The sequence below is a fragment of the Sorangium sp. So ce296 genome (assembly GCF_051529605.1).
Lineage (GTDB): Bacteria > Myxococcota_A > Polyangia > Polyangiales > Polyangiaceae > Sorangium > Sorangium cellulosum_D.
In genome coordinates this window covers 12,171,085-12,193,551 of sequence record NZ_CP150325.1, presented here as the reverse complement: position 1 = coordinate 12,193,551, position 22,467 = coordinate 12,171,085, and the positions used below count along the sequence as shown (strand labels likewise).

The 22,467-nt window shown below is 71.9% G+C and carries 17 protein-coding genes; 12 read left to right on the top strand and 5 right to left on the bottom strand.

The window, feature by feature from the left end:
• The first annotated feature begins 20 nt into the window (after positions 1-20).
• Positions 21-794: a queuosine precursor transporter gene (locus WME98_RS44980; RefSeq protein WP_437947757.1), complete on the top strand. Its 774-nt coding sequence runs from the start codon at positions 21-23 to the stop codon at positions 792-794.
• A 37-nt stretch (positions 795-831) separates the two neighbouring features.
• Here WME98_RS44980 and WME98_RS44975 read toward each other — a convergent pair whose 3' ends face one another.
• Entirely contained in the window at positions 832-1,794 is a 963-nt protein-coding gene (locus WME98_RS44975; protein WP_437338676.1) for an SMP-30/gluconolactonase/LRE family protein, read from the bottom strand.
• A 311-nt stretch (positions 1,795-2,105) separates the two neighbouring features.
• Between WME98_RS44975 and WME98_RS44970 the strand changes: the two genes are divergently transcribed.
• The 5 genes from WME98_RS44970 to WME98_RS44950 all read left to right on the top strand — a co-directional run bounded on the left by WME98_RS44970 (position 2,106) and on the right by WME98_RS44950 (position 10,298).
• Positions 2,106-4,469 carry a hypothetical protein gene (locus WME98_RS44970; protein WP_437947756.1) on the top strand — a complete coding sequence of 788 codons (2,364 nt, stop codon included), beginning with the start codon at positions 2,106-2,108 and terminating at the stop codon, positions 4,467-4,469.
• A gap of 214 nt (positions 4,470-4,683) precedes the next feature.
• Entirely contained in the window at positions 4,684-5,313 is a 630-nt protein-coding gene (locus tag WME98_RS44965) for a DUF3501 family protein (RefSeq protein ID WP_437947755.1), read from the top strand.
• Between the two features lie 11 nt (positions 5,314-5,324).
• Positions 5,325-5,927: a peroxiredoxin gene (locus tag WME98_RS44960; protein WP_061624557.1), complete on the top strand. Its 603-nt coding sequence runs from the start codon at positions 5,325-5,327 to the stop codon at positions 5,925-5,927.
• A gap of 313 nt (positions 5,928-6,240) precedes the next feature.
• Positions 6,241-9,372, top strand: coding sequence for a DEAD/DEAH box helicase (locus tag WME98_RS44955; RefSeq protein WP_437947754.1), 3,132 nt, complete (start codon positions 6,241-6,243; stop codon positions 9,370-9,372).
• Positions 9,369-10,298: an SWIM zinc finger family protein gene (locus tag WME98_RS44950; protein ID WP_437947753.1), complete on the top strand. Its 930-nt coding sequence runs from the start codon at positions 9,369-9,371 to the stop codon at positions 10,296-10,298. Before WME98_RS44955 ends, WME98_RS44950 begins: the two co-directional genes overlap by 4 nt.
• Positions 10,299-10,528: 230 nt before the next feature.
• On the opposite strand, the gene minE is transcribed toward WME98_RS44950, so the two are convergent.
• Entirely contained in the window at positions 10,529-10,843 is a 315-nt protein-coding gene (gene minE, locus WME98_RS44945) for a cell division topological specificity factor MinE (RefSeq protein ID WP_020736016.1), read from the bottom strand.
• 11 nt (positions 10,844-10,854) lie between these two features.
• Complete coding sequence (minD, locus tag WME98_RS44940) at positions 10,855-11,682, bottom strand: septum site-determining protein MinD (protein WP_020736015.1); 828 nt, start codon at positions 11,680-11,682, stop codon at positions 10,855-10,857.
• A gap of 386 nt (positions 11,683-12,068) precedes the next feature.
• Between minD and WME98_RS44935 the strand changes: the two genes are divergently transcribed.
• The 4 genes from WME98_RS44935 to WME98_RS44920 all read left to right on the top strand — a co-directional run bounded on the left by WME98_RS44935 (position 12,069) and on the right by WME98_RS44920 (position 17,814).
• Positions 12,069-14,654, top strand: a complete 2,586-nt coding sequence (locus tag WME98_RS44935; RefSeq protein ID WP_437947752.1) for a protein kinase domain-containing protein — start codon at positions 12,069-12,071, stop codon at positions 14,652-14,654.
• A gap of 442 nt (positions 14,655-15,096) precedes the next feature.
• The gene (locus tag WME98_RS44930) at positions 15,097-15,846 is read left to right on the top strand and encodes a S1 family peptidase (protein ID WP_437947751.1); all 750 of its coding nucleotides are present in this window, start codon (positions 15,097-15,099) and stop codon (positions 15,844-15,846) included.
• A gap of 322 nt (positions 15,847-16,168) precedes the next feature.
• Positions 16,169-17,296, top strand: a complete 1,128-nt coding sequence (locus WME98_RS44925) for a substrate-binding domain-containing protein (RefSeq protein ID WP_437947750.1) — start codon at positions 16,169-16,171, stop codon at positions 17,294-17,296.
• 74 nt (positions 17,297-17,370) lie between these two features.
• Positions 17,371-17,814 (top strand): NADAR family protein, encoded by a 444-nt coding sequence (locus WME98_RS44920; RefSeq protein WP_437338667.1) that lies wholly within the window; start codon positions 17,371-17,373, stop codon positions 17,812-17,814.
• Positions 17,815-17,884: 70 nt separating this feature from the next.
• Here WME98_RS44920 and WME98_RS44915 read toward each other — a convergent pair whose 3' ends face one another.
• Positions 17,885-18,559 (bottom strand): hypothetical protein, encoded by a 675-nt coding sequence (locus WME98_RS44915; protein ID WP_437947749.1) that lies wholly within the window; start codon positions 18,557-18,559, stop codon positions 17,885-17,887.
• A gap of 151 nt (positions 18,560-18,710) precedes the next feature.
• On the opposite strand from WME98_RS44915, the gene WME98_RS44910 reads away from it, so the two are divergent.
• On the top strand, positions 18,711-19,676 hold the full coding sequence (locus WME98_RS44910; RefSeq protein WP_061623014.1) for a DUF4423 domain-containing protein: 966 nt from the start codon (positions 18,711-18,713) through the stop codon (positions 19,674-19,676).
• Positions 19,677-19,736: 60 nt separating this feature from the next.
• Here WME98_RS44910 and WME98_RS44905 read toward each other — a convergent pair whose 3' ends face one another.
• A complete protein-coding gene (locus WME98_RS44905) occupies positions 19,737-20,408 on the bottom strand; it encodes a cyclase family protein (protein ID WP_437947748.1) in 672 nt (223 codons plus the stop codon).
• A gap of 309 nt (positions 20,409-20,717) precedes the next feature.
• On the opposite strand from WME98_RS44905, the gene WME98_RS44900 reads away from it, so the two are divergent.
• Positions 20,718-22,445 carry an ABC transporter substrate-binding protein gene (locus WME98_RS44900; protein WP_437947747.1) on the top strand — a complete coding sequence of 576 codons (1,728 nt, stop codon included), beginning with the start codon at positions 20,718-20,720 and terminating at the stop codon, positions 22,443-22,445.
• Positions 22,446-22,467: the final 22 nt, after the last annotated feature.

Genomic DNA, 22,467 nt, shown 5'->3' with positions numbered 1-22,467 from the left:
GCGGAGAATGGGTCGGACCCGTGCCGAAACCTTCCCCTCTCCGATCGGTCGACCCCGCCGAGGCGCGCGCCGCTTCCGAGGAGCTCTCGTTTCACGAGGCGAGCCTCATGCCCGGATCGCCGTCCGAGAGGGCGAGCCGAGACCTGGCGGGCGCCGTCGGACCGGCGGCCATCATCGTCATCTCGTTCTATATCGCGGCACAGCTCATCAGCCAGATCGCGAGCCTCAAGATCGGCGTCGTCTTCTCGCTGGCCGTCGATATGGGGACCTTCATCTATCCCCTTACCTTCACCTTGCGGGATATGGTCCACAAGACCATCGGCAAGCGCGGCGCCCAGACGCTGATTTTTTGCGCCGGCGGGGCCAATCTCCTGATGGCCCTCTATCTCCTTTGGGCCGCACGAGCGCCGTCCGACCCGTCCTGGGGTCTCGGCGAGCAGTACTCGGCCATCCTGAGCCCGGTGTGGCGAATCGTGCTCGCGAGCATCGTCGCGGAGATCGTGAGCGAGCTGCTGGACACCGAGATCTTCCATCGGGTGCGCGAGGCCTATCTGAGAAAGTCCGGACCCAGGCGCCAGTGGCTCGCGGTCCTCGCGAGCAACTCCGTCAGCGTTCCGGTCGACAACCTGGTGTTTTGCTTCGGCGCCTTCGCCTTCGTACTGCCGTTCGACGTGATCTGGCAGATCTTCGCCATCAATCTCGCGACGAAATTCGCCATGACCCTGATAAGCCTGCCGGGCATCTATCTCGTACCCGACAAGAAGGGCAGCGACGTCCCGGAGCGGCAGGCATAGGCCGCGCTCCGGGGCCGCCCTGAGCCCACCTTTTCGATTACCGCAGGTGCGCGAGCGGCAGCCCCGCGACGGGCGCGCGGAACGTGAGGAGCCGCGGCATGGCCAGCGACCCCATGTAGCACGTGCGGAGATCGGGCCCGCCGAACGTGATGCTCGTGGGCAGCTGCACGGTGTCCCCGGCGCAGGCGCCGAGATCCATCGGCTCGATGGTGCCGCTCTTCTGCTTGAGGGTCATCGCCTCCAGGACCTCGGGGCGCGGGTCCTCGAAGACGGTCTGGTGGCTGCCGTCGGGGAAGATCACCGAGAGGCCGTTGCGGCAGACCGCCGCCACCCAGATGTTGCCCTCGGCGTCGAAGGCGAAGCCGTCCATGTACCCGCCGATGCCGAGGTTGTCGGGGCCGAACTGCTCGGGATCGCCGAGGCTGCCGTCGTCCCGCACCGGGAAGCGGAGCAGACGGCCGGGGATGGTCTCGACGGCGTAAAGGAACTTCTCGTCGGCGTCGAGGCGCACCTCGTTCGTCATGCTGAGGTTGTCGGCCACGATGCGCGGGCCCTTCTCGTCGACGAGAACGATGTACCCGTCGCGGATGTTGCCCGCGACGGCGAGCCACCACGGGAGCTGCCGTGTCAAGACGGAGATCCAGAGGCGGTCGCGCGAGTCGACGAAGCAGAAGTTCACGGCCCCGAGGGGCAGGCCGTCGATGGAGTCGAGGAGGACCTCGGACCGGCCGTCGCGGTGGAGCTTGTAGACCTTGCCGCCGGACAGGGCGGCGACGATGAGGTTGCCCTGCCGGTCCATCGCCATGCCGTTCGGCTCGCCCACGTCCGGGCCGAGGGTCGCCTGCCTGCCGTCGGGATCGATGCGCGTCGCGATGCCGCGGGCGTCCGAGGTCCAGAGCGTGCCGTCCGCCTCGGCGATGACGCACTCCGGCCGGACCAGCCCCTGCCCAACGTGCTCGATCCGGGCCGGATCGAGGGTGAAGCCCCGCACAGATGACATGAATCGACCTCCCGGCGCGGCACCCCGCCGCGCGCTCGACGCGGGCGAGCATACCACCCCCATCCCGTCCACGAGGGGGTATCGGGAGCCGCCGCGTCACCCGGCCGGTCAGGCCGAACGAGCGCGACGCGCGAGGGCGAGGGCCTCCGTGGCCGGAGCGGCGGGCAATCCTCGGCGCGACGTCAACATTGCGAGCACGTTTCATCCGTGGAACACGGGTGTCGCACCGGAATCCGGATTGAACCCCGTTGTCACGTTCATGTAAGATCCATTTCTACATGGGAAGTCGTCTTCAATCGTGGAGCACGCTGGTGGTAGCGCTCAGCCTCGGGGTTGCCCTCGCTGCGTGCTCGGCGCAAGGCCCAGGCACCGAGACGTCCGCAGCGTCTGGCGGCGGGGGCACCACGACGGGTGGAGGCGACAGCTCCAGCTCGTCGGGCGACGACTTCAACCCCACGGGCCCGGGTGTCGGAGGCGGCGGGGGCAGCGTCCCGCTCGGGTTCACGGTCGAGCCGAGCGACCTCCAGACGATCGCCGTCGCGGCGGGGCAGACACCGCCTTCCGTGAGCTACACGGCGATGCGGATGGACGCGCCCATCAACGTCGGATGGTCGGTCGACCGCGGCGAGCTCGGGGCCATCAGCGCGGGTCCCGCGAGCATGGCGACGTTCACCCCCAGGGGGACCATGGGCGGCCTCGTCACCGTGCGGGCCGGCTTGAACGGCGAGACGGTCGAGCGCAACGTCTTGATCCAGCTGACCGCCGCGCAGAACGGCGCGGACGCGGCCGTTCCGGCCCAGGCGCAGCAGATCGCCACGGATCCGACGCAGCTCACGCTCGGCGGCGGCGTCGGCGGGGTCGGCGGCGAGGGCCTCGGCGTGGCGGTCACGAGCACGGCCACCCTCGACGCCTTGGAGCATCCCGCCAGCGACGGCGGGGCGGAGCAGCTCAAGTTCCTTTACCCGTACGACGGCACGGTGTGGCCTCGAGGCCTGCTCGCGCCGCTCCTGATGTGGCAGTGGGCGCCCGGAGACGCCGACGCGATCCAGATCGAGCTCAGGACCACGAGCGGCTCGTTCTCGTGGAAAGGGACGTTCGGGCGGCCCGAGATCCTGTCCACCACCGGCCGGCCGTTCATCCGGCACCCGATCCCCCAGGACGTCTGGACCATGGCCACCGACAGCGCCGGAGGGCCGACGCCCGACGGCTCGCCGGACCGGCTCACCGTGAGCCTCACCGTCGCGCGCGAGGGACGGGCGTACGGGCCGATCTCCCAGACCTGGACCGTCGCCCCCGCCCGGCTGTCGGGGATCATCTACTACAACTCGTACGGCACCCGCCTGGCGGAGAACGACGACGGGGCCGTGGGCGGCAATGGCCGGTTCGGCGGGGCCGTGCTGTCGATCCGGGCGGGAGACACCGCGCCCCAGCTCGTCGCCGGGGGGAACGGCGGCAACAGCCAGTGCCGGGTCTGTCACTCCGTCTCGGCCAACGGATCACGGCTCTTGGTCCAGAACGGGCTCGACTCCTACGGCCTGAGCGCTGCCTACGATCTGACCCCCGCGGGCGCCACCGAGCACGCCCTCTCGACTGCCGCGCCCTTCGCTGCGATCTCTCCGGACGGGTCGATCGCGCTCACCCAGGCGGGCGAGCTCCTCTCGCTGCCGAGCTCCACGCCCCGCCCGACCTCCGGGCTCGACGAGGTGGCCTACGAGCTCGGGACGCCGGCGTTCTCGCCGGACGGCACACACGTCGTGTTCAACGCGATGTCCGGCCCTGGCGCGAACCCCCGCAGGAAGCTCTTCGTGATGAAGTTCGACGCGACGACGGGCGACTTCACCGATCCCGAGGTCATCGTCGATGACACCGGCGAGCCCGCGGGCACGCGCCCGGGGTGGCCGGCGTTCCTCCCCGACAGCAAATCGGTCGTGTTCCACCACCAGACCGACCCGGGCAACGAGGGCGACGGCTTCGGCGATCTGAGGACGCGCCGGGGCGCCAAGGCCCATCTCGCCTGGGCGAGCATCGATGGATCCGGCACGGCCGTCCCCCTCGATCTGCTGAACGGACGGGACGGCCCGGGCTCGGTCTACCTGCCGAGCCTGCGCGCGCCGATCGTGATGACCTGCACCGCAGACGAGACTTCGGTGGGCGACATCGACAGCCGCCACAAGGACGACGTCAACATGAACTACGAGCCGACGGTCAACCCCGTCGCGTCGGGCGGCTACGCCTGGGTCGTGTTCACCAGCCGCCGCCTGTACGGGAACGCGGCGACGATCCCGCCGTTCTGCAGTGATCCCCGGGGGGTGGACCTGGTCACGAACATCACGACCAAGAAGCTCTGGGTCGCCGCCATCGACCTCGGCGCGACGCCCGGCACCGACCCGAGCCACCCCGCGTTCTACCTGCCCGCGCAGGAGCTGCTCGCGGGCAACGCGCGCGGGTTCTGGGTGCTCGATCCGTGCCGATCCGAGGGCACGCCGTGCGATACGGGCGATCAATGCTGCGGCGGGTACTGCCAGCCCGGCGCCGACGGCGAGCTCGTCTGCTCGAACGCCCCGCCGGACGGACAGTGCTCGCAACCTCAGGAGCGGTGCGAGACGGCCGCCGACTGCTGCGATCCGACCAACCGCTGCGTCAACGGGTTCTGCGCGGTGGAGGGGCCCCTCTAGCGCCGGTCACGTTCATCGATCGAGAGGATCGAGCCGCCAGGACGCCACGGCCGATCTGAAAATGAAAGTGAATTTCATTTGCGTCTCGGAGGACCCGTGCTATCTCGGACGCACCGTCGAGCGCGGCTCGCCGGGACGCGCTCTCCGCCGCCGATCGTGCCTCCGCTCCTGCTCGTGGGCTCGTGGGCTCGCGCTCAGCCGGGACGAGGATTCGATGACCCCTGCCATCGCCCCTGAAGATCTCCTCTCCACCGACGCCTACGACCTCGTGCGCGCGAGGTACCGCGGCCGCATCATCGAGCTGAAGCGCCGGCGCCGCGTGACCGTTGGCCTCCACGTCTCGGTCCTGTTCGAGTCGCGCGAGACGGTCCTCTACCACATCCAGGAGATCCTCTGGCTCGATCGCCCCGTGAGGCCCGAGCGCGTCAGGGAGGAGATCGCGGAACACGACCGCCTCATCCCGAGGGCCGGCGAGCTCACCGCCACGCTCATGATCCATGGCGGGCCCCCGCTCGCGGGTCAGGCCCTGATCGCGGGCCTCGCCGCGGGGCAGGCCGTGGTGATGCTGATGCTCGGCGAGCGGAGGGTCGCCGCCGAGCTGCTCTCCCCCGTGGACGACCCCTGTTGCCCCGTGCAATACCTGCGGTTCCCGCTCGACCACGCCGCCGTCCGCGCGCTGCGCGAGCGGCGCGTGGATGTCCACCTGGGCGTCCAATACGCGGGCGGGCTCGAGACCTCCGCGCTTTCGCGCGAGACGGTGGACGAGCTCGCCCTGGGCCTCGGCGCGGACAGCACGCCGGCCGCCCGCGCTCCGATGCTGTCGTCTGTCGCCGATTGTCCGTGAAAGGAATGGATATGACCGTGCTGGTGGGCAAGAAAGCCCCTGACTTCTCCTGCGCCGCCGTCCTGCCGGACGGCTCGATCTCCGACGCGTTCCGCTTCTCGGAGGCCGTCGAGTCGAAATATGGGCTCCTCGTCTTCTATCCCCTCGACTTCACCTTCGTCTGCCCCTCGGAGCTGATCGCGCTCGATCACCGGATCGAGGCGTTCCGCGAGCGCAACGTCGAGGTCATCGGGATCTCGATAGACTCTGCGTTCACGCACCACGCCTGGCGCGAGACCCCGGTGGAGCGGGGCGGCATCGGGCCGGTCCGCTTCACCCTGGCGGCCGACGTGAAGCACGAGATCTGCCGCGCCTACGGCGTCGAGAACCAGGACGGCGTGGCCCTGCGCGCGGCGTTCCTCGTCGACCGGGACGGCGTCGTGCGCTCCGCGATCGTCAATGATCTGCCGCTCGGGCGCAACATGGACGAGCTGATCCGGCTGGTCGATGCGCTCCAGTTCCACGAGCAGCACGGCGAGGTCTGCCCGGCCGGATGGCGGAAAGGCGAGCGCGGCATGACGGCCTCGACCACCGGTGTGGCCGCATATCTCTCCGAGCACGCCGGGCAGCTCTGACCGACAGCGAGGCGCGCCGCGGTCCACACGACGCGCGCGCGCCTCGCCGACCCGCCGCTCGAGCTCGTCGTGCGCCCACCTCAGCGCGCCGCGGCGATCATTCCATCGAGCCACGCTCTTTTTCCACGACATGTTCTCCGATCGTGCGAATCGGAGGTTCCAAACAAATCCTGGCAATTCGCAGACTCGATTCGGAATGGGCCGCACCCCGTGATGGATCGGGGCGCTCCCGCCCGTCCAACCACTTTTTCCACCTCACGACGCGCAAAGGCCCTTTTCGTCCTGCTCGGGTGTGCCATGAATCTGCGCGTCGATGCCGCTCGTCTTCCTGCCCGACGATCTCCGCTTCTTCCTCTGGGACGACTCGGCCCCTGAGGGTCTAGCGGCCCGGTCGCTCGGCGAGACGACCCCGGCGGAGGCGGTGGTGGTCACCGAGGCGGGGCGCGCCGTGAGGAAGACCGGAGAGGCCGCGCCGCTCCTCGACGGCGTGTCCGCCCTCGCCAGCATGGCCCAGGACGATCTCGGGCGAGCGCCGCCGTCGGTCGCGGCGTGGAGCCTGGCGAGCAAGCTCGCGCTCGACCTCGTGGTGCGCGAGCGGGTCGTGCCCCGCGTCGCGCCCGCCAGCGCCGCCGGGGAGCGCGCCGAGGCCCGCTGGGCGGCGTCGCTCGCCGCCCCGGAGGACGCCGCGCGCGTCGCGGCGCTCGCCCGCGCCATGCCGCCGGCCGCGCACGCGGTGCCGGCGGGCGCGCAGGCTGCCGCCGCTCCCGATGGCCGCGGAGGCCGCGGGCGCCCCCGCGCGGGCGCCGCCCCGGAGGTGTGGTCCGCGGAGGCCCTGCTGCGCGCGTTCCTCGACGCCGTGGCGGACGCGCTCGCGCGCGGCAGCGCGACGAACCGCCCCAAGGCGCCGCCGCGGCCGGCGCACGCGCCCTGGGAGCACCGGCTGGTCCTCGCCCTGACGGGCCCGCAGGCCGCCTTCGCCACCGAGGGGCTCGCCGAGCGCGCGCTCGTCGCCGACCTCGACGCCTGGGCCCGGCCCGCGCTCGGGGCCTGCGACGCGCTGCGCGCCTGCTTCCGGCTGGAGCTGCCCGAGGGCGACCGCGGCTTCGCGCTCCGCTTCCTGCTGCAGGCGACCGACGATCCGAGCCTGCTCGTGCCCGCCGCCGACGTGTGGAAGGCCCGGGGGCGCACGCTGAAGGCGCTCGGGCGCGCGTTCTCCGACCCGCAGGAGGCGCTCCTCGGCGCCCTCGGCGCCGCCGCGCGGCTGTTCGCGCCGATCGCGCGCGCCCTCGGCGAGGCGCGGCCGGAGCAGGTGGCGCTCGAGCCCGCGGAGGCGTGGGCCTTCCTCGCGCAGGCCGCCCCGGCGCTCGGCGAGGCCGGGTTCGGCGTGATCGTGCCGGGCGAGCTCCTCGCCTCGGGGCAGCGCCGCCTGCGCCTCCGCCTGCGCGTCGGCGGGGCGGGCCGCACGGCCGGCGTGGTCGCGGGCGGCGTTGGGCTCGGCCTCGACGAGGCGCTCGACTTCGCGTGGGAGGCGGCGCTCGGCGACGAGCCGCTCTCGGCGCGCGAGCTCGCCGCGCTCGCGCGGCAGAAGTCGCCGCTCGTCCGGCACCGCGGGGCCTGGGTCGTCGTGGTGCCCGAGGAGCTCGCCGAGATCCAGCGGCGCCTCGAGGCCGGCGGCGGGCGCCTGCCGGCGCGCGAGGCGCTCGAGGTCGCGCTCGCGGGCGAGGCCGAGCTCGACGGCCTCTCGGTCCCCGTCGTCGCCGAGGGGGCGCTCGCGCAGGCGATCGCGCGGCTGCGGTCGGGCGCGGAGCGCGCCGCCGCGCCGCCCGCGGGGTTCGCCGGGGCGCTGCGCCCGTACCAGGCGCGCGGCGTCGCGTGGCTGCAGACGATGGCGAGCCTCGGCCTCGGCGCCTGCCTGGCCGACGACATGGGCCTCGGCAAGACGGTCCAGCTGCTCGCGTTCCTCTCGGGCCGGCGCGCGGCGGCGCCGGAGGACGCGCGGCCGGCGCTGCTCGTCGCGCCGACGTCGGTGGTCGGCAACTGGGAGCGGGAGGCGGCGCGCTTCGCCCCTGCCCTGCCCCTCGTGCGGCACTACGGCGAGGGGCGGGCCCGCTCCGCCGAGGAGCTCGCGGCGCGGGCGGCGAGCGCGCGGGGCGACGGCAGCCCGGGCGGCGCGCTCGTCGTGACCACGTACGGCCTCCTCCGCCGCGACGCCGCGGCGCTCGCCGGCGTGGACTGGGCCGCGGTCGTGCTGGACGAGGCGCAGAACATCAAGAACGCCGCCTCGCGCACGGCCCGCGCCGCGCGCGCGCTCCGCGCCCCGCACCGCGTCGCGCTGACCGGCACGCCCGTCGAGAACCGCCTCGCCGAGCTCTGGTCGATCCTCGAGTTCGCGAACCCCGGCCTGCTCGGCCCGCTCGAGGCGTTCCGGCGCACCTACGCGGTGCCCATCGAGCGCTACGGCAACCGCGAGGCCGCCGAGCGGCTCCGGCGCATCGTCGGGCCGTTCTTGCTGCGTCGCGTCAAGACGGATCCTACCGTGGTTCCGGACCTCCCGCCGAAGATCGAGGCGCCGGTCTTCTGCGCGCTCACGCGCGAGCAGGTGACCCTCTACCAGGCGGCGCTCGACGAGGCGATGCGCCGCATCGAGGAGGCGGAGGGCATCGCCCGCCGCGGGCTCGTGCTCGCGCTCCTGACGATGCTCAAGCAGATCTGCAACCACCCGGCGCAGTACCTCGGGGAGGCGGGGCCGCTCGCGCGCCGGTCGGGCAAGCTCGCGCGCCTCACGGAGATGCTCGAGGAGGCGCTCGCGGAAGGCGATCGCGCGCTCGTGTTCACGCAGTTCCGCGAGATGGGCGACCGGCTGGTCCGGCACCTCGCTACGTCGCTCGACACCGAGGTCCTCTTCCTGCACGGCGGCACGCCGCGGCTCGCGCGCGACGAGATGGTGCGGCGGTTCCAGGACGATCCGCGGGGGCCGCGCGTGTTCGTCCTCTCGGTCAAGGCCGGCGGCGCGGGGCTCAACCTGACGGCGGCGAGCCACGTGTTCCACTTCGATCGCTGGTGGAACCCCGCGGTCGAGGACCAGGCGTCGGGCCGCGCGCACCGGATCGGGCAGCGGAACGCGGTGCAGGTGCACAAGCTCGTCTGCGCGGGCACCGTGGAGGAGAAGGTCGACCGGATGCTGGAGCAGAAGCGCGACCTGGCGGCGCGGGTCGTGGGCGACGGCGAGGCGTGGATCACCGAGCTCGACGACGCGTCGCTGCGCGAGCTGTTCGCGCTGTCGCGGGACGCGGTGGCGCTCGCGGGCGAGCTGGACGACCGCGACGAGCCGGAGCCGGACGGCGAGCGGCCGGAGGGGGGCGAGCCGGGAGAGCGGCTTGCGCAGGGCCGGCGGCGGGGCTCCGCGCGAGCAGGGGCGCGCGGCCGGGGCGAGGCGCGGACATGAGCGCGCCGCGCTGGGCGCTGATCCGCCGGGAGGCCGGGCCGAAACCGCCGCCGCCGGCGCGGGGCATCCGGATGAAGCGGGCCGGCGCGACCTGGTGGGGCAAGCGCTGGGTGGAGGCGCTCGAGCGGATGTCGCCGGACGACGCGGCCCGCCTCGGGCGCGGGCGCACGTATGCGCGCGCCGGGCGGACGCACGATCTCGAGGTGAAGCCGGGCCTGGTCACGGCGCGCGTGACCGGCTCGCGGCCGCAGCCGTACAAGGTGATCCTCACGATCGCGCGGCTCGACGACGCCACGTGGGCGAAGGCGATCGCGGCCATGGCGGCGCGGGCGAAGTTCGCGGCGGACCTCCTCGCGGGCCGGATGCCGGAGGAGATCGACGAGGCGTTCCGAAGCGCCGGGGCGAGCCTGTTCCCGGAGCGGCCGGAGGACCTCACCACGGCCTGCTCGTGCCCCGACTGGGCGAACCCCTGCAAGCACGTCGCCGCGACGCACTACGTGCTCGGGGAGGCCCTCGACAAGGACCCGTTCCTGCTGTTCGAGCTCCGCGGTCGCACGCGCGCGCAGGTGATCGAGGCGCTCCGCGCCGCCCGAGGCGCCGCGCCGGGGCGGAGAGCGCGCGGGGGCGCGGGCCGAAAGCGCGCGCCCTGCGCCGCCGACGAGCCGCCCGTGGCGACGGTGACGCTCGGCCCGATGGAGGCGAGCGACTTCGACGCCTGGCGCGAGCCGCCGCCGGCGCTCGACGTGGCGCTGGCGCCGCCGCGGTCGCGCGGGGCGCTGCTGACCCAGCTCGGCGCGCCGCCCGGGTGGACCGAGGAGCGATCGCCGGCGGAGCTCCTCGGGCCGCTGATCCGGGCGGCGTCCGAGCGGGCGCGGGAGATCGCGATGGCGGAGGGCCCTCGTCGAAGCGGAAAATCCGATCGTTAGACTACCTAACGATCCGGGTGGCGCGACGCCACGCGCCCGCGCGGTGGTGGTGGCCCAATTTGCCCCGGAGCGATTCCCATGAAGGCGGGAAGATCATTGATCTTTTCTTCCCGCCTTCCCGCCTTCATGTTCAAATCCGGCCACCACCCGCGCGGTGGACCAGGGCGGTCCAGCTCCTGGACCAGGTGGAGCGCTGGAACCGGGTCGAGGCGCGCCCCGCGCGCGCCCCGTCAGAAGCTCCGCGCGGCCGGGGCGCCCGCGCGGGACGCGGCGGCGCGCACTGCGGCGCGCTCCGACTCGGAGAGCACCACGTTCAGCTCGAGCACGTCGCAATCGCCGCTCCGCTCCACGTTGACGCTCACCTGGTCCAGATCGATCCGCTCGTACTTCGAGATCACCTGGAGCAGCTCCTGCTTGAGCCGCGGCAGATAATCCGGCTCGCCCGTCGGACGCACGCGCTCGCGCGCCACGATGATCTGCAGACGCTCCTTCGCCACGGTCGCCGACTTCGGCTGCGACCTCCGGAAATAATCCATGATCGACATGGCACAACCCCCTAGGCGGTCGCCGCCTGGCCGCCGAAAATCCGGCTGAAGAACCCCTTCTTGGCCGGCTCGAGGAAGCGGTGCGGCCGCTCCTCGCCGAGGAAGCGCTGGACCACGTCGAGGTAGGCCTGCGCCGCGTCGCTCGTCGGATCGAGCACCACGGGCGTCCCGGCGTTCGACGCCTGGAGCACCGCCTGCGACTCCGGGATCACGCCGAGCAGCGGGATGCCGAGCAGCTCCAGCACGTCCTTGTGCCCCAGCATCTCGCCCTTCGCCACGCGCGCCGGCGCGTACCGCGTGAGCAGGAGGTGCGTCTTCACCGGCTCCTCGCCGAGCTCCGCCCTCCGCGTCTTCGCGTCGAGCAGGCCGAGCACGCGGTCCGAGTCGCGCACCGAGGAGACCTCGGGGTTCGTCACCACGATCGCCTCGTCCGCGAAATACATCGCCATCTGGGCGCCCCACTCGATGCCGGCCGGCGAGTCGCAGAAGATGTAATCGAAGCCCGCGGCGCGCAGCTCGTCCAGGATGCGCCCGACCCCGTCCATCGTGAGCGCGTCCTTGTCCCGCGTCTGCGACGCGGGCAGCACATAGAGGGTCTCGATCCGCTTGTCCTTGATCACCGCCTGGCGGACCGTCGCCTCGCCGCGGATCGCGTTGACCAGATCGTAGACCACGCGGCGCTCGCACCCCATCACGAGGTCGAGGTTGCGCAAACCCACATCGAAATCGATGGCAATCGTCTTGTAACCGAGAGCCGCGATACCGGACGCGAGGTTTGCGGTCGTGGTGGTCTTGCCGACTCCGCCCTTGCCCGAGGTGACGACGACTACCTTTGACACCAGAAACCTCCTTAGATGGTTCGAAAGACGTGGCTGTCCGACGGCCGAGCCCGCCCGGATGCCCGTCTCTCCGGCGCTGAGGAGGCGCCGTCGACGTGTTCGGAGCTCGGCGCCCACCCGATTCCCTTGAGGCCGGGGACGCGCTCGACTGGGTACGTCATGGCGCGCCGAACGAACAACTTTTTTGCGGCGAAACTTGCAGCGTACCCCATCCGGCGACCTGGTTCCAAATTCCCTACATGTAGGCAAACGCTGCACGGCCGCGGATCGCGGGCATTTTTGCGGGAAGAGGCGGCCCGGTCGCCGGGATCTCCGGGTCGATCACCACGCTCCCCCTGCGCGCCCGCGGCCTTTGGCGGGGTCGCTTATGCAATACTGTTGTCGGAATGACACCGGGTCAGCGGGTCGGACCGCATCACGTGGTGGAGCGGCGGGCCGGGGCGGGCTCGCTCGGCACCGTCTACCTCGCGCGGCACGTCGAGACCGGCGAGCCGGCGGCGATCAAGGTCCTCCGGGATCCGAGCGAGGAGGCGCTCAAGCGGTTTGCCCGCGAGGCGCGCGCGCTGGCCGCGCTGCAGCACCCCCATATCGTCCGGTACGTCGACCACGGGGTGATGGCGGACGGCGAGCCGTACCTCGTGATGGAGTGGCTCGAGGGGGAGGACCTCGGCGCGCGGCTCGCGCGCGGACGGCTGGAGCCGGCCGCGGCGCTCCGGCTCGCGGCCAGGGTCGCGGAGGGGCTCGAGGCCGCGCACGGCCAGGGGGTCGTCCACCGCGACATCAAGCCGCAGAACCTCTTCCTCCCGCAGGGCGACCTCGATCGGGTCAAGATCGTCGACTTCGGCCTCGTCCACCTCCGCGACGCCACGTACGCGCTGACGCGCGAGGGGCAGACGCTGGGCACGCCGTCGTTCATGCCGCCCGAGCAGGTCACCGGCGAGCAGGAGATCGACGCCCGCGCCGACCTGTACGCGCTCGGGTGCGTGCTGTTCGCGTGCCTGACGGGCCGGCCGCCCTTCGCCGCCGCGCAGCTCGTGGCCACGCTCGCCAAGGTGGTGTTCGACGAGGCGCCGCCGCCGAGCTCGCTCTGCCCGGGGCTGCCGGCGGCGCTCGACGCGTTCATCGCGCGGCTGCTCGCCAAGAAGCCCGCCGCGCGGCCCGCCAGCGCCGCCGCCGTGGTCGAGGCGCTGCGCGCGCTCGAGGCCCGGGCCTCCGGGCCGGCCTCGTCGAGCGCGCCCGCCTCGTCGGCCGCCCTCACCGGCCGCGAGCGGCGCGTCGCCAGCGTGATCCTCGCCGCGGGCGCGGGCGACATCGGGCGCGGCCTCGCCGCCGCCGACCGGACCGCCCCGCTCGGCGGCGCCCCCCCGCTCGACGCCCTCGCCCTGACCGCGCAGGCGCTCCGCCAGGTCGTGACGCGCCACGGCGCCCAGCTCGAGCTGCTCGGCGACGGCTCCCTCGCGGCGCTGCTCCCGGGCGCCGGCTCGCCCACCGAGCTCGCCACGAGCGCGGCGCGCTGCGCCCTGACGCTCCGCGGGCTCCTGCCCGGCGCGCGCGTGGCCCTCGCGACCGGCTGGGACGAGGTCGAGCGGACGCAGCCCATGGAGCAGGTCATCGACCGCGCCAGCGCGCTGCTCGAGGGCCGCGCCGAGGGCCCGGCCGACGGCGCGCCGCCGATCCTGCTCGACCCGATGACCGCGGCCCTCCTGAGCGACCGGTTCGAGGTCTCGCGCGGCGCGGGCGGGCTCGTGCTCGTCGGCGAGATCGAGCCCGCCGACGAGGCGCGGCGGCTCCTCGGGAAGCCGACGACGTGCGTGGGACGGGAGCACGAGCTGCTCCTCCTGCAGGCGACCTTCGACGAGTGCGCCGCCGAGTCCGAGGCGCGCGCGGTGCTGGTCACGGCCGGCGCCGGCGTCGGCAAATCGCGCCTGCGCCACGAGCTCGTGCGGCGCCTCGCGGCGCGCGGGGAGCCGGTCGAGATCTGGACCGCGCGCGGCGACTCGATGCGCGTCGGCGCGCCGTTCGGCATGCTCGGCCAGATCGTCCGGCGCGCGGCGCGGCTGCTCGACGGCGAGCCGATCGCGGCGCGCCGGCAGAAGCTCGCCGCGCGCGTGTCGGCGCACGTGCCCGAGCCCCTGCGGCGGCCGGTCACCGAGTTCCTCGGCGAGATGGTGGGCACGCCCTTCCCGGACGACGACAGCGTGCTGCTCCAGGCGGCGCGGCAGGACGCGAAGCGCATGGGCGACCAGATGCAGTGGGCGTGGGTCGAGCTCGCCCGGGCCGAGTGCGCCGCCCGGCCGGTCCTGCTCGTCCTGGAGGACCTCCACTGGGGCGACCGGCCGACCGTCCGCGCCGCCCTGGCCGACGCCGAGCGCCTGGCGCTCGCGAACACGGTGGCGCACGCCAAGGAGAACCTCGGCCGCGCGCTCCTCCACCTCGGCGCCCTCGACGAGGCGCGCGCCCTGGAGCTCGAGGCGCGCCGGCACTTCGTGGCGGCCGGCCAGCGGCGGCTCGAGGGCGGCACCTACATCTACCTGGCCGAGGTCTTCCGCCTCGCCGGGGACCTCGCCGCGGCCGAGGCCGAGGCGCGCCGGGCGTGCGAGCTCCTCGCCGACGTCCCCCCGCTCGTGCCGTGCGTGCTCGCGACGCTCGCGAACGTGCTGCTCGCCCAGGGCCGCGCCGCCGAGGCGCTCGAGAGCGCAGCGCGCGCCGCCGAGCTCGCCTCCGCGGCGGTGACCTCGCGTGGCCACCTCGAGACGGGCGAGTCCCTGGTCTACCTGGTGCACGCCGAGGCGCTCGCGGCGTCGGGCGACCTCGGCGGGGCCCGCGCCGCCGTCGCGCTCGGCCGCGATCGGCTGCTGGCCCGCGCCGCGAAGATCGCGAACCGCGCGTGGCGCGCGGGCTTCCTCGAGAACGTGCCCGAGAACGCCCGCACGCTCGCGCTCGCTCGGGCGTGGCTGGGCGAGCATCGATGACGTCGCGGTCCGCCGGCGAGGGACGATGCGCCCCATCCAGGCCTCCCCGCGACGGAGCCCCATCACGAACAATTAGTTAGACTGACGAAGTCGCACCCTCGGGCTTCGGACGACGCGCGCAGCGCTCGCCCTAGCGCGTCGCGCAGCCCACGTCACCGCTGCGCCGAGATCGCCCTGTGGGCCGTGATGCGCGCGGCAGAAAAAGATCCCTGTCCGTGCAATTCGAGCGAAGGACGACCGAGGTCGCCGCATTCACCAGGTACAAACGAGCGGCGGCGCAGGGACCAGCCGAGCCTCGCGGACCGAGGCCGCTGGGCGCGCCGGACGAGCGTCGTTCTCCGGTCCTCGGGGGGCTCTCGGGGCAGCCCAGGTCCACGCCTGGGCCCCTCTCGCTCAGCTCGACAGCCAAGCGGAGCTTATCATGAGAAGAAGCATCATTTTCGTGGCCGCAGCAATCCTCTCGGCGTGCACGGGAGAGGTGGACGACCTCCCCCTGGCCGAGACGGACGAGACGCCCGCGGGCATCATCGGAGGCACCGTCGACGAGGGCGATCCGGCCGTGGCGATGCTGCGCATCTACCCGCAAGGCGAGGACTTCGGGGCGATCTGCACCGCTTCGCTCATCGCTCCGAAGGTGCTCCTGACCGCGGCCCACTGCGTGACGCCGGACAAGGTCGACGGCGGGACCGTCACGGCCTTCTTCGGCACCGACTCCTTTGGCGAGGAGGGGCTCTGGGTGAACGTTGTCGAGACCCACATCGACCCCGCGTACGACCACACGAACCATCAGGCGGGGCACGACGTCGCGGTGGCCATTCTCGCGGAGCCCGTCGCCATCCAGCCGCTCGCGTACAACCGGGCGCCGCTGACCGCGGACAGGGTCGGCGAGCCGGGCCGGCTGATCGGCTTCGGCGACGATCACGAGATCTGGGGGTTTGGCGGCCTCAAGCTCCACGTATCGACCACGGTGCACACCGTCACCCCGTCGCTGGTCGGCCTCGGCGACCGGGACCACCACACGTGCGTGGGAGACTCGGGCGGGCCTGCGCTGATGGACGTGAACGGCGTCCCCACCATCGTCGGCGTGACGTCGTTCGGCGGGGTGCAGGCGCCCAGCATCTGCACCGACGGCTGGCATGCGCGGGTCGACCTCTCCCTCGACTTCATCGACCCGTTCGTCAACGCGCCCTAGCTCCGCGTCGACCGCGCGGTGTCGCCAGGGTTCCTTCCCCCGCCTCTCGCCTTCACACCTACATTTCGAGCCAAACGCCACGATCCACGGACGTGAGATCGCGGTTCTTCGGGACCGGGCCCCGGCCACCGTGCCCCGAGCCACACATTCGCCTGAATTGTGCCTCGGCCTCCAGACCTCCCCTTACGGAACATTTACATCCCGCTTGACAGCGAGATCCTCGTTCTCGTAACACGAAGGATCGAGCATGCTCGCTGCTGCATCGACTTTCACGCGAGGGTGTCCCGCGCGACCGAGCGAACCACGGACGAGGAGGGATCTCATGAAGACGACCGGACGATGCTGGGCGGCCTTCGGGCTCATGCTGGCGGCGGCGGCGTGCGGATCGGGCGATGCCGGCGGCGAGGGCGCCGACAGCGACATCATCACGCGGGCGGATATACCGGACAACGAGTTCTTTCCGATGGAGCTCGAGTCGAGGATCGACAGCCTCGTCGCCGAGCTCAACAAGACCTCGCTCGAGCCGATGCAGATGGTGGTCTTGCTGAAAAACCTGTCTGACTTCTTCGAGCCGATCGCCGTGGGTGCGAACCGGGCCATCGGCGAGCTCGAGGCCATCGGGAACGTGCTCGGGCCCACGGACCAGCCGGACGATGATCCAACGACAACGCAGGACCTCCAGAACCAGCAGATCCAACAGGCGGTGGCGGACCGCGCCAAGGGGATCGGCGTCTCGCCCTTCGGTGACGTCAACAAAGCCGCCATCGACGAGGCGGCCGCGGCCGGGGTCCACGTGGTGACGTTCGACAGCGACCTTTTGGACTCGAAGCGCTCGCTCTACGTCGGATCGCTCGGCTACTCTGCCGGAAAAACGGCCGCGAGCACCCTGCTCGAGATGCTGCCCGAGCCGCCAGGCACGGTGTTGATCCAGGGCATCACCGGAAAGGATTGGCCCGACGCATTCGACCGGACGCAGGCGGCCCAGGATGTGATCGGGAAGGCTGGCTACACGTTCACGGTGACCCAGGCCGCCTTCGTCGGCGAAGAGAGCGCCGACGTCGACCAGATGAAGGCCGTCCTCGAGGCCGCGAACCCGCCCGTCGTCGGCATGCTCGGCCTGTTCAACATCTCGTACCGGCTCGTGATGGCCGCAGAGGCCGCGGGCATCGAGGGTGTCCCCATCGTCGCCTTCGATTACGATCCGAAGACCGTCGAGTACATGCGCGAGGGGCGCATCCGGGCCACGCACACCCAGCGGCAGTACTACGAGGGTTACCTCGTGCCCTACATCCTCTACGGCATCAACACCATCGGCCTCGACGCGACAAAGCAGATCCTGGCCCCGCTGGTCGACGACAAGGGCCGGGTCAACATCGGCATCGACGTGGTCCTGTCGGAGAAGATCGACGACTACAACGACTTCCTCAACACGATCGGCGCCATCCAGTAGCGGCGGCGCAGCTCGCGGGAGGCCCGGCGCGGTTCCTGCCGGGCGCCGCCGGCGCCGTGGGATAGACTGGGGCCATGACCGTCATTCGCTTCTACCGCGCCGGCGACGCCCACGGGTTCTTCTCGAACTTCTCGCGCCACCCGTTCACGCTGAAAGGCAAGGTGTGGCCCACGAGCGAGCACTACTTCCAGGCCCAGAAGTTCGCCGGCACGGACCACGAGGAGGAGATCCGGAGCGCCCCCGGCCCCGGCGAAGCGGCCCGCATGGGCCGCCAGCGGAGCCGCCCGCTGCGCCCCGACTGGGAGCAGGTGAAGGACGACATCATGCGCGAGGCGGTGCTGGCGAAGTTCACCCAGCACAAGGATCTCCGCCGCGCCCTGCTCGACACCGGGGACGCCGAGCTGGTCGAGCACACCGCGAACGACGCCTACTGGGCCGACGGGGGCGACGGGAGCGGGCGGAACATGCTGGGGAAGATCTTGATGGAGATCCGCGAGCAGCTGCGCCGCCCGGCCTGAGGGCGAGCCGCCGCCCGCGCCGGGAGGTCCGAAGGCCCTCGCATGCCGCCGGGCGGCGCCGCCGCGGCGCTCAGAAATCCGCCACGTTGAACGGCTGCCCAGATACCGACGAATCGGGCCCAGTCCCGACCGGGTGGGTCTCGGCGATGCCGCTGATCGTGCCGGAGACGGCGCTGCCGGTCAGCTCGCCGCTCAGGTACACGAAGACCTCCCTGAAATCGGTGGGATCCACCTCGGTGACCTCGTACGAGCCCTGGAGCGCGTCGAGATCGATCCTGTGAAAGAAGCGGCCCGCGCCGACCTGCGGGACCCTGAGCGTGACCGCGAACGACTCGTCGAAGGCGCCGTCCTCGGTCGAAAAGGCCAGCGGGACGTCGAGCTGCAGGTGATCCGCGCAGTCCACGGCGATCGCCGTCGACTCGGCGCCGCCAGGTCCGCTGTCCGCCACCTTCGCCACCGTCGATCGCACAAAGCGCGCCGCGACGAGCTCGCCCGCGGCCACCGTCGCCGTGGTGCTGCCGCCCTGCGACCACGCGAGCGGGGCGGAGCGCTCCCCGGAGAGGGCGGAGAGCGCGTCTCGCGCCGAGAAGCCCAGCGGGGAGACGTCGTCGGCGCCGATGTCCTCCTTCACCTCGTCGCACCCGCCCTCGTTGACCTGGACGCCGCCGATCTGGCCGCCCGGCGCCGTGTCGTCCGAAGGCCCTCCGCCCTCGCCGGACACGCACCCCCACAGGCCAACGCTCATCACCGCCGCCGCTACCCAAGAAAGACAAAGCCGCTCGCGCATGTTCATGACCTCCTGCGGCCTACCTTGCGTCGGCCCCCGGAGCGACGCCAGCTCAGCTTCGCACATTTCATAGAGCAAACAGGCCTGCAGATGTGCGAATCTGCGCTACGTGAACCACGAATCCCTCGCAAGAGAGCTGATCCGCGCGCTCCGCGGCCGGCGCTCGCAGCTCGGCTTCAGCCGCCGGCTCGGCTTCCGCACCAACGTCGTGTACACGTGGGAGTCGGGCAGGCGCTGGCCGACCGCGGCCACGTTCCTCGTCGCGGCCCGGCGCGCGGGCGTCGACGTCGCGGGGGCGGTGGGGCGCTTCTTCCCCTCGACGCCCGCCTGGCTCGCGCACACCGACCCGGCGTCCGCCGAGGGCGTCGCGGCGCTCCTCTCGGAGCTGCGATCGATGTCGCCCATCGTCGACGTGGCGCGCCGCGCGGGCAGGAGCCGCTATGCGGTCGCGCGCTGGCTCTCGGGCGAGGCCGAGCCGCGGCTCCCGGACTTCCTGCGGATGGTCGAGGCCTGCTCGCTGCGCCTGCTCGACTTCGTGGCCCTCTTCGCCGACCCGGCGGCGCTCCCGGCCGCGAGCGCGGCGTGGCGCACGCTCGAGGCCCAGCGCCGCGCCGTCTATGAGGAGCCGCTGCTGCCCGCGATCCTGCTCGCCCTGGACATGCCGTCCTACCGCGCGCTGCCGCGCCACGAGCCGGGGTGGATCGCGCGGCGGCTCGGGTTCCCCGCCGAGGACGAGGCGCGCTGCCTCGACCGGCTCGCCGAGGCCGGCCAGATCCGGAAGAGCCGCGGGCGGTGGATCGTCGCGCCGATCCGGACGGTGGACACGCGCCCCGACCCGGACGCCGAGCACCGGCTCAAGTGCTTCTGGGCGGGCGTCGGGCTCTCGCGGCTCACGCGCAAGGCCGAGGGGCGCTTCTCGTTCAACGTGTTCACGGTCTCCGAGGCAGACCTGGCGAAGCTCTCCGAGCTCCACGTGAGCTATTACCAGAACATGCGCGCGGTGATCGCCGAGTCGCGGCCGCCCGAGCGCGTGGTCGTCGTCAACCTGCAGCTCTTCCCGCTCGACGGGGGCTGAGCCGCGCCCGCCGCGGCGGCGCGCGCGGAGCGCCCCGGCGCGGCGAGCGGCGCGCGCGATTCACACGATGGCGAACGCCCGCACCGGGAACGTGCCGAAGGCGCGGACCTTCACCGGGACGGCGAAGAAGCGGGCGCCGGCGGCGGGGAGCCGTTCGAGCCCGGTCATGTGCTCGCAGATCGGGATGTCCGCGCCGAGCAGGATCGAGTGCACCGGCCGCGTGGGATCGGCCGTGTCGTCGATGTTGTAGGTGTCGACGCCCACGAACGCGGCGCCCGCGTCGGCCAGGCGCCGCGCCGCGCCCCGCGTGAGGAACGGGTGCCCCTCGAAATAGCGATCCGTGCGCCAGTGCTCGCTCCAGCCGGTGCGCACGAGGACGGCCTTGCCGGCGAGATCGAGCCCCTCGAACGCGCCTTCGTCGATCGCGCGCCCGGACCGATCCCGCGCCTCGACGACCACGCTCTCCAGGTCGGCCAGCGATTCGAGCGGCAGGGCGGCGAGGTCCTTGCCGCCCGCATAGCGATGGAACGGGCTGTCCACGTAGGTGCCCGTGTTCGCGACCATGTCGATGCGGCCAATGTGGAATTCGACACCTTCCGCGTAGACGGCGCGGGACTGCTCGCGCGAGAGGAAGTCGCAGAGGATGGGCGCCGGCACGCCCTTGTACGTCACCATGCCGTGCTCGACGGTGTGGCTGAGGTCGACGAGGATTCGTGAGACGGGGGTGGTCACGGTCCGCTCCTTGGGAGGGTCTCCGCGCGGCGGCGCCTCTCGCGAGCGCGGTCGGGTCGCCGAGCCGCCGTCAGTCTCGCGAAAGCGCGCGACGAGATCCAGAAATCGGGCAATCCAGGCGAGTTGACACCCGCCCACATACGCCGATAGAGTGTGACCACGGGGATGTCGCGCTCGGCCCGAGGGTCCTCGGGGCGAGCCTCGTGGACGGGTGCCGTAACGGGCGCTGGGTCGGGTGCTGTCATTGAAATGGATCATCGCGGCGAGCGTGCCCGCGTGGAGAGCTGGATGCCTGGGATGAGTCGAGCCGTGCCGCGCCGAGCGCTCCTCCTGTCGGCGCTGATCCTGTCGACCGGCGCGGGGTTGGGCTGTCGCTCCAAGGGCGGAGGCGCGGAGAGCGGCTCCGTCGCGCCGGAGCGGGCCGCGAAGGCGGAGCCGGCGGCGTCCGCGTCGAAGCCCGCGCCGAAGGGCGCCGCGATGGTCACGATCGCGCGGGAGCAGCAGGCCACCTGGGTGCGCAATTTCAACCCGTTGCTCGCCGAGGGGAGCGTGCGCTTCCCGACGGTCGCCGGCATCTACGAGCCGATGCTCATCTACAACACGATGAGGAACGAGTACACGCCGTGGCTCGCGACGAGCTATGCGTGGAGCGACGGGAACCGGAAGCTCACCTTCACGGTCCGCTCGGGCGTGAAGTGGTCGGACGGACAGCCGTTCTCGGCGAAGGACGTCTCGTTCACGTTCGCGCTGCTCAAGAAGCACCCGGCGCTCGATCTCTCCGGGGTGTGGAGGTTCCTCGGCGCGGTGACCGCGGAGGACGAGTCGACCGTCGAGTTCGTCCTGCGGCGGCCCTATGTCCCCGGGCTCAGCTACATCGGCCATCAGCCGATCGTGCCGGCGCACGTCTGGAAGGACGTCGCCGATCCGGTCACGTTCGCGAACGAGAACCCGGTGGCGACAGGGCCGTTCACCGAGGTAAGGGTCTTTCAGAACCAGGTGTACGAGCTCGGCAAGAACCCGCACTACTGGCAGGAGGGCAAGCCGGCGGTCGACGGGCTGCGCTTCCCGGCGTACCCGAGCAACGATCAGGTGACGATGGCGCTCGTCAACGGCGAGGTCGACTGGGCGGGCGCGTTCGTGCCGGACATCGAGCGGGTCTTCGTCGCCAAGGATCCGGCGCACCATCATTACTGGTTCCCGCTCGTCGGCGGCACGGCCACGCTGTACCCGAACGCGACGAGGAAGCCGTTCGACGACGTGCGCGTGCGCAAGGCGATCAGCATGGCCATCGACCGGGAGCAGATCGTCAAGCTCGCGGCCGACAACTACACGCACGGCGCGGACGCGACGGGGCTGGACGACTCCTACGAGCGATTTCGCAGCGAGAAGGCGGTGGCGGCGGGCGACTGGGTGAGGTTCGACCCGCAGCGGGCGAACGAGATCCTCGACGACGCGGGGTATCCGAGGGGCGCCGACGGGATCCGGACGAGGAACGGCAAGTCGCTGCGCTTCGAGATCAACGTGGTCAGCGGCTGGTCGGACTGGGTCCGCGCGGTGCAGATCATCGTGCAGAACCTGCAGACCGTGGGCATCGACGCGACGATGAGGACGTACGACTTCAGCGCGTTCTTCGCGGCGCTCCAGAAGGGCGCGTTCGACATGTCGATGGGGTGGACCACGGTGGAGCCGACGCCGTACAACTTCTACCGAGATCTCATGAGCACGGAGCTCCTGAAGCCCGTCGGCGAGGTGAGCGCGCGCAACTGGCACCGCTTCGGGGCGAAGCACGCCGACCCGCTGTTCCACCAGTTCGAGGCCGCGACGGATCCGAGCGACCAGAAGCGCATCCTCGACGCGATCCAGATGATCTTCGTGGAGGCCGCGCCGGTGATCCCGCTGTTCAAGAATCCCTCGTGGGGCGAGTACAGCACGAAGCGGTTCACCGGGTTCCCCACCACCGAGAACCCGTACGCCAAGCTGACGCCGAACAACCCGCCGGAGTACCTGCTCGTCCTGACCGAGCTGCGGCCGAGGTGAAGGCCCCGGGCGGGCGGGGGGT